The sequence below is a fragment of the Stenotrophomonas sp. YIM B06876 genome (assembly GCF_030711595.1).
Lineage (GTDB): Bacteria > Pseudomonadota > Gammaproteobacteria > Xanthomonadales > Xanthomonadaceae > Stenotrophomonas.
This window is the reverse complement of the sequence record NZ_JAUJUJ010000063.1, coordinates 1-4,858: the sequence shown is the minus strand read 5'-3', so window position 1 is coordinate 4,858 and position 4,858 is coordinate 1. Positions and strand designations below refer to the sequence as shown.

Below are 4,858 nucleotides of genomic sequence, written 5' to 3'. Positions count from 1 at the left end.
ATGGGGAATTGACAAGTGGTTTGCATGTCGTCGGGGATGAGAGGAATCCCTAGTAAGCAGCCGCGCCCCGGCCTCGGGCAGGGGTCGGCGGCGCGCGGTGAAAGGGCGCGCGACAGAGAGTGGGCGCAGTTTCCAAAGCCTCGGTGCGCTTGCTGTAGCCGCTTTGCGCGCACAGCAAAAGAGCCAGGCACTGGGGTAAACGCGCATGACATAGCAAAAAAGCCAGTGCTTTAATATGTATAGGCAAATAAGAGGTGCAGCCGCTTTGAGCTGTTTCCGGTGCCTACGGTGATGCCGCTTGTAGGCATGCCGGATCTGCAACACGCTCTGGAGACCCCATGACCAAACGTCCTTTTCTCAAGACCCTGGCCAGCGCAGCACTGGTGCTGGCCTGCGCCGGTGCGCACGCCCAGGATTCGCTGGCCCGCGTCAAGCAGGCCGGTGTGCTCAAAGTAGGCACCGAAACCGCATTTGCGCCGTTCGACTTCATCAAGGATGGTGCCCACGCCGGGCTGAACGTGGATCTGTTCAACGAAATCGCCAAGGAGATGGGCGTCAAGCTGGAGTGGGTGCTGTTGCCGTGGGAGGGCGTGTTGCCTGGGCTGGAGACGAGCAAGTTCGACATGGTCGCCGGCCCTGCCACCATTACCAAGGCGCGGCTGGAGCGCTACCGCTTCTCGGTGCCCGTGGCCGAGGCCACGGTGGCGTTCCTCAAGCGCAAGGGCGATGCCTCGGTCACGAAGCCGGCCGATCTGGGGGGCAAGACCGTGGGCGGTGCCAAGAGCTCTGCCCAACTGATACAGGCGAAGACGTTTGGCGACACCTTGCCCGGCAAGATCCAGACGCGCGACTACCCCGGCAACAACGAGGCCTATGCCGATCTGGCCGCGGGACGCATCTCCGCAGTGTCCAATTCCCTGCCCAACATCGCCTATGTGGCCAAGCAGCGGCCCGACACGTTCGAGGTGGTGCAGCCACCGTTTGGTGCCAAGAGCTATTTTGGCTATATCAGCCGCAAGGACGCCGATGCGGCCAAGCTGGCCGATGCGGTCGACGAGGCTCTCCTGAAGATGAAGCGCGACGGCCGCCTGGCCAGCCTGCAGAAGAAGTGGTTTGGCGAGAGCTTTGATACGCCCGACCAGGCGCCAGCGCCCAGCTTCTGAGTGCTTGCATTGCTGGGCGGACATGGGCCCGGCGCGCTGCGCCGGGGCCTTTCCGCCGTCTCCGTCGATTTTTTGAGAACAGAGGCCTGACCCATGTCTTTCAAATTGTTCCTGTTGCTGGTGCAGGCCTGCGGCTGGACCATCGTGATCAGTTCCATTTCCATCGTGCTGGGGCTGGCGCTGGGCACCGTGGTGTCGGCCACCATGCAATCCAGCCACCGTGCGCTGTCGCTGGCGGGGCGCACCTTTGTCAGCTTTTTCCGCGGCGCGCCTCTCTTGGTGCAGCTGCTGCTGATCTACAACCTGCTGCCCATGCTGGGGCTGAACGTGCCCAGCATGGTGGCCGCCATCGTGGGGCTGTCGCTGTGCACGGCGGCCTACCAGGCGGAAAACCTGCGCGGCGGCTTTGCCAGCGTGCCGCGCGGCCTGCTGGAGGCGGCCGACATGCTGGGAATGACGCCTTTTCAGCAGTTCTGGCGCATCCGAGCGCCGATTGCGCTGCGCATGACGCTGCCGGCCCTGACCAACGAGGCCATCATGATCTTGAAGGCCTCGTCGCTGGTCTCGGTGGTCGGCGTGATCGAGCTCACGCGCATGGCGCAGGACCTGTCTGCCAGCACCTTCAAGCCGCTGCCGCTGTTTGCTGCGGCGGCGCTGCTCTACCTGGTCATCAACAGTGCGGTGGCCTTGGCTGCCCGCCGCCTTGAAGGCTCGTTTCGTTGGGGAGTCAAGGCATGAATTTCGATATTGGCCTGATCGCTTCGCTCGGCCCCGAGTTGCTGCATGCGGGCGGCGTGACCTTCCTGATCTGGCTGGGCGGCGCTCTGGCGGCCATTGTGCTCGGCTTTGCCGTGGCCATCGGGCGACGCTATGGGCCTCCCGCGCTGGACGCGGCGCTGCGCGTCTATGTCGACCTGATCCGCGGCACACCGTTTCTGATCCAGCTGTTCTTGCTGTACTACGGCGGCCCCTTCATCGGCCTGGCTATGGACCCCGTGCCTGCGGGCCTGCTGGGCCTGGCGGTGTATGGCGCGGCGTATTTCAGCGAGATCTTCCGCGCCGGCTTCGAGGCCGTGCCACGCGGCCACATCGAGGCGGCCGAGTGCCTGGGGCTGAGCCGCGTGCAGATCGTCAAGCGCATCCTGCTGCCGGAGATGACCATGCTGGTGCTGCCGCCGGCGGTCAACATGGTGATCGTGCTGCTGAAGGAAACCGCCGTGCTGTCCATCATCACCGTGCCGGAGCTGACCTTCCAGGTGGGTTCCCTGGGTTCGGAGAAATACGCTTTTGTTGAAGCGATGTTTCTGCTGGCCTGCTTTTATTGGGCACTGGTCGAAGTGTGCGGCAGTCTGGGCCGCATGGCCGAAACCCGCCTTTCCCGATTCGGATTTACCAACCCATGACCAATACCCTCACCCACCGCTCCGCCTTTCCTGTCGTGACGCCAGGCGCCCAGAGTTCACACGCCGCTGATGCCCACCGGAGGACCGCCATGACCACGCATGCCATTTCAGTCAGGGGCGTGAGCAAAAGCTTTGGTCCCGTGGAAGTGCTGCACAACATCGACCTGGACATCGAGGCCGGCCAGGTGACCTGCCTGATCGGTCCCTCGGGCTCGGGCAAGAGCACGCTGCTGCGCTGCATGGCCTTTCTCGAAGAGACCACGGCCGGGTCCATTCTGATCAATGGCCAGCCGCTGGGCTTCGAGCAAGCTGCCGATGGCCAGCGCGTGCGCCTGAGCCCCGAGCGCATCCGCGAAGTGCGCTCCACCATCGGCATGTGCTTTCAGCAGTTCAATCTGTGGCCGCACATGACGGCGCTGGGCAACGTCAGCGAAGCGCTCAAGACCGTGCGCGGCATGGCCCGCGCCGAGGCCGAGGAGCGCGCCATGGCGCAGCTGAAAAAGGTCGGCCTCGAAGCCCGGGCCGACCACTACCCATCGCAGCTCTCGGGCGGGCAGCAGCAGCGCGTGGCGATTGCGCGGGCTCTGGCGCTTGAACCCCAGATCATGCTGTTCGACGAGCCCACGTCGTCGCTCGACCCCGAACTCACCGGCGAGGTGCTCAATGTGATGCGGGCGCTGGCCGAAGATGGCATGACCATGGTGGTGGTCTCGCACGAGATCGGCTTTGCCGCGTCGGTCGGCGCCAAGATCGCCTTTCTCGACCAGGGCCGGCTGCTGCTCGAAGGCAGTCCGCAGCAGGTGTTTGGCAAGCCGCGCCACCCGCGCCTGGACCAGTTCCTCGACACCTACCTGGACCGCGGAGCAGCTATGCTTGTTGGATGACCCTGAACGCCAAGCCCTCCCGACACGACGCGACCTCTGACGCGTCTCTCAAGATGCCGCCCAAAGCGGCCAAAGCCCGGGTCCAGACTTCAGCCAAGGCGGCGGTGCTGGCCGAAGCGCCGGCAGCAGGGTTGGTCGGCGGGTCGCTGCACCAGCGCATTCTCAACGACATTGAGCAGCGCATCCTGAGCGGCGAATGGCCGCCCGGGCACCGTATTCCGTCCGAGCACGAGCTGACCGACATCTACCAGTGTTCGCGCATGACCGTCAACAAGGTGCTGACGCAGCTGGCGCGCGCCAGCATGGTCGAGCGGCGGCGCAAGGCGGGAAGCTTTGTGATGCGCTCGCATTCGCGCTCGGCAGTGCTCGAAATCCACGACATCCGTGCCGAAGTGCTGGCGCTGGGCCAGCCTTACCGCTACGGGCTGCTGGACCTGAAAAGGCGGCGCAGCCTGCGGGCCGACATGGATGCGCTGGAACTGGACAAGGCCGGTCCAGTGCTGGAGCTGCGCAGTCTGCACTACGCAGGCAACCAGCCGTTCTGCCTCGAATACCGGCTGATCAACCTGGCTGCCGTCCCGCAGGCCGCCGGCGAATCCTTCAAGGACGAGCCACCGGGTGCTTGGCTGGTCAGCCATGTGCCCTGGACCTCGGCGGAGCACCGCATCCGCGCCGGCGCTTCCGACGCCGACATGGCGGCGCTGCTCCAGGTGGCGCCCTGCTCGCCGTGCCTGATCATCCAGCGCCGCACGTGGACGGGAGAGAATCCGGTGACGTATGTGCGGCTGGCCTATCCGGGCGAAGAGCACGAACTGGTCGCACACTTCTCGCCCACCAAGGAGGGCAAGGCGGGTAGCGGCGGCGGCAGCGCCGTGTAACCGCATCCGGAGCTGAAAGGCAGGTGTGGCATTGCGCCTTGCCGGCGGAAGGCTCTATTCGCTGGTGAGGCGATGCATAGGACCGGCCTGGAGCCGGCTCAGCGGAATATCCCCGCAGGAAAGTCCGGCCTGCCGCCGACCAGCGGCCATCACCCATTGCTGGAACTCGCGGCCAAAGGGCTTGTTCAGCGCAGCCCGGTCCCAGGCCAGGAAGTAGGGCTGGGGCAGTTGCAGGCGGTGGTCGAACGGCAGGACCAGGCGCCGTTCCGCGAGGTCGCCGGTGATCATCGCGATTGGTGCCAGCACCAGGCCGCGGCCGGCCAGCGCGGCATCGATGGCGGCGCTGGAGAGGGAAAAGGTCAGGGAGCTGTCGACCGCACCGCCGCCGTCCATGCCTGCGCTGCGCGCCCAGTCGGCCCAGTTGGGCGGGGGCCGGTGCACGCGTTCCCAGTCGATGCCGATCAGCGGCAGGTCCAGCAGTTGGGCCGGCGTGCGCACGGTGTGCGACGCCAGCAAATCCGGCGCACACG

The 4,858-nt window shown here is 65.4% G+C and carries 6 protein-coding genes; 5 read left to right on the top strand and 1 reads right to left on the bottom strand.

What is annotated here, in order from left to right:
- Positions 1-338 precede the first annotated feature (338 nt).
- From QZH66_RS14290 to hutC, 5 genes are all read left to right on the top strand, one after another.
- On the top strand, positions 339-1,163 hold the full coding sequence (locus QZH66_RS14290) for a transporter substrate-binding domain-containing protein (protein ID WP_305806608.1): 825 nt from the start codon (positions 339-341) through the stop codon (positions 1,161-1,163).
- A 93-nt stretch (positions 1,164-1,256) separates the two neighbouring features.
- Entirely contained in the window at positions 1,257-1,901 is a 645-nt protein-coding gene (locus tag QZH66_RS14285) for an amino acid ABC transporter permease (protein WP_305806607.1), read from the top strand.
- Positions 1,898-2,566, top strand: coding sequence for an amino acid ABC transporter permease (locus QZH66_RS14280; RefSeq protein WP_305806606.1), 669 nt, complete (start codon positions 1,898-1,900; stop codon positions 2,564-2,566). Before QZH66_RS14285 ends, QZH66_RS14280 begins: the two co-directional genes overlap by 4 nt.
- An 89-nt stretch (positions 2,567-2,655) precedes the next feature.
- A complete protein-coding gene (locus QZH66_RS14275) occupies positions 2,656-3,450 on the top strand; it encodes an amino acid ABC transporter ATP-binding protein (protein ID WP_305806605.1) in 795 nt (264 codons plus the stop codon).
- Positions 3,447-4,328, top strand: coding sequence for a histidine utilization repressor (gene hutC / locus QZH66_RS14270; RefSeq protein WP_305806604.1), 882 nt, complete (start codon positions 3,447-3,449; stop codon positions 4,326-4,328). The genes QZH66_RS14275 and hutC overlap by 4 nt, the downstream gene beginning before the upstream one ends.
- A 54-nt stretch (positions 4,329-4,382) precedes the next feature.
- On the opposite strand, the gene QZH66_RS14265 is transcribed toward hutC, so the two are convergent.
- Positions 4,383-4,844: a LysR substrate-binding domain-containing protein gene (locus QZH66_RS14265; RefSeq protein ID WP_305806603.1), complete on the bottom strand. Its 462-nt coding sequence runs from the start codon at positions 4,842-4,844 to the stop codon at positions 4,383-4,385.
- Positions 4,845-4,858 lie beyond the last annotated feature (14 nt).

Coding starts and splice junctions, on each gene's coding strand:
- QZH66_RS14290 (WP_305806608.1), top strand. CDS start 339: ATGACCAAACGTCCTTTTCTCAAGACCCTGGCCAGCGCAGCACTGGTG.
- QZH66_RS14285 (WP_305806607.1), top strand. CDS start 1,257: ATGTCTTTCAAATTGTTCCTGTTGCTGGTGCAGGCCTGCGGCTGGACC.
- QZH66_RS14280 (WP_305806606.1), top strand. CDS start 1,898: ATGAATTTCGATATTGGCCTGATCGCTTCGCTCGGCCCCGAGTTGCTG.
- QZH66_RS14275 (WP_305806605.1), top strand. CDS start 2,656: ATGACCACGCATGCCATTTCAGTCAGGGGCGTGAGCAAAAGCTTTGGT.
- hutC (WP_305806604.1), top strand. CDS start 3,447: ATGACCCTGAACGCCAAGCCCTCCCGACACGACGCGACCTCTGACGCG.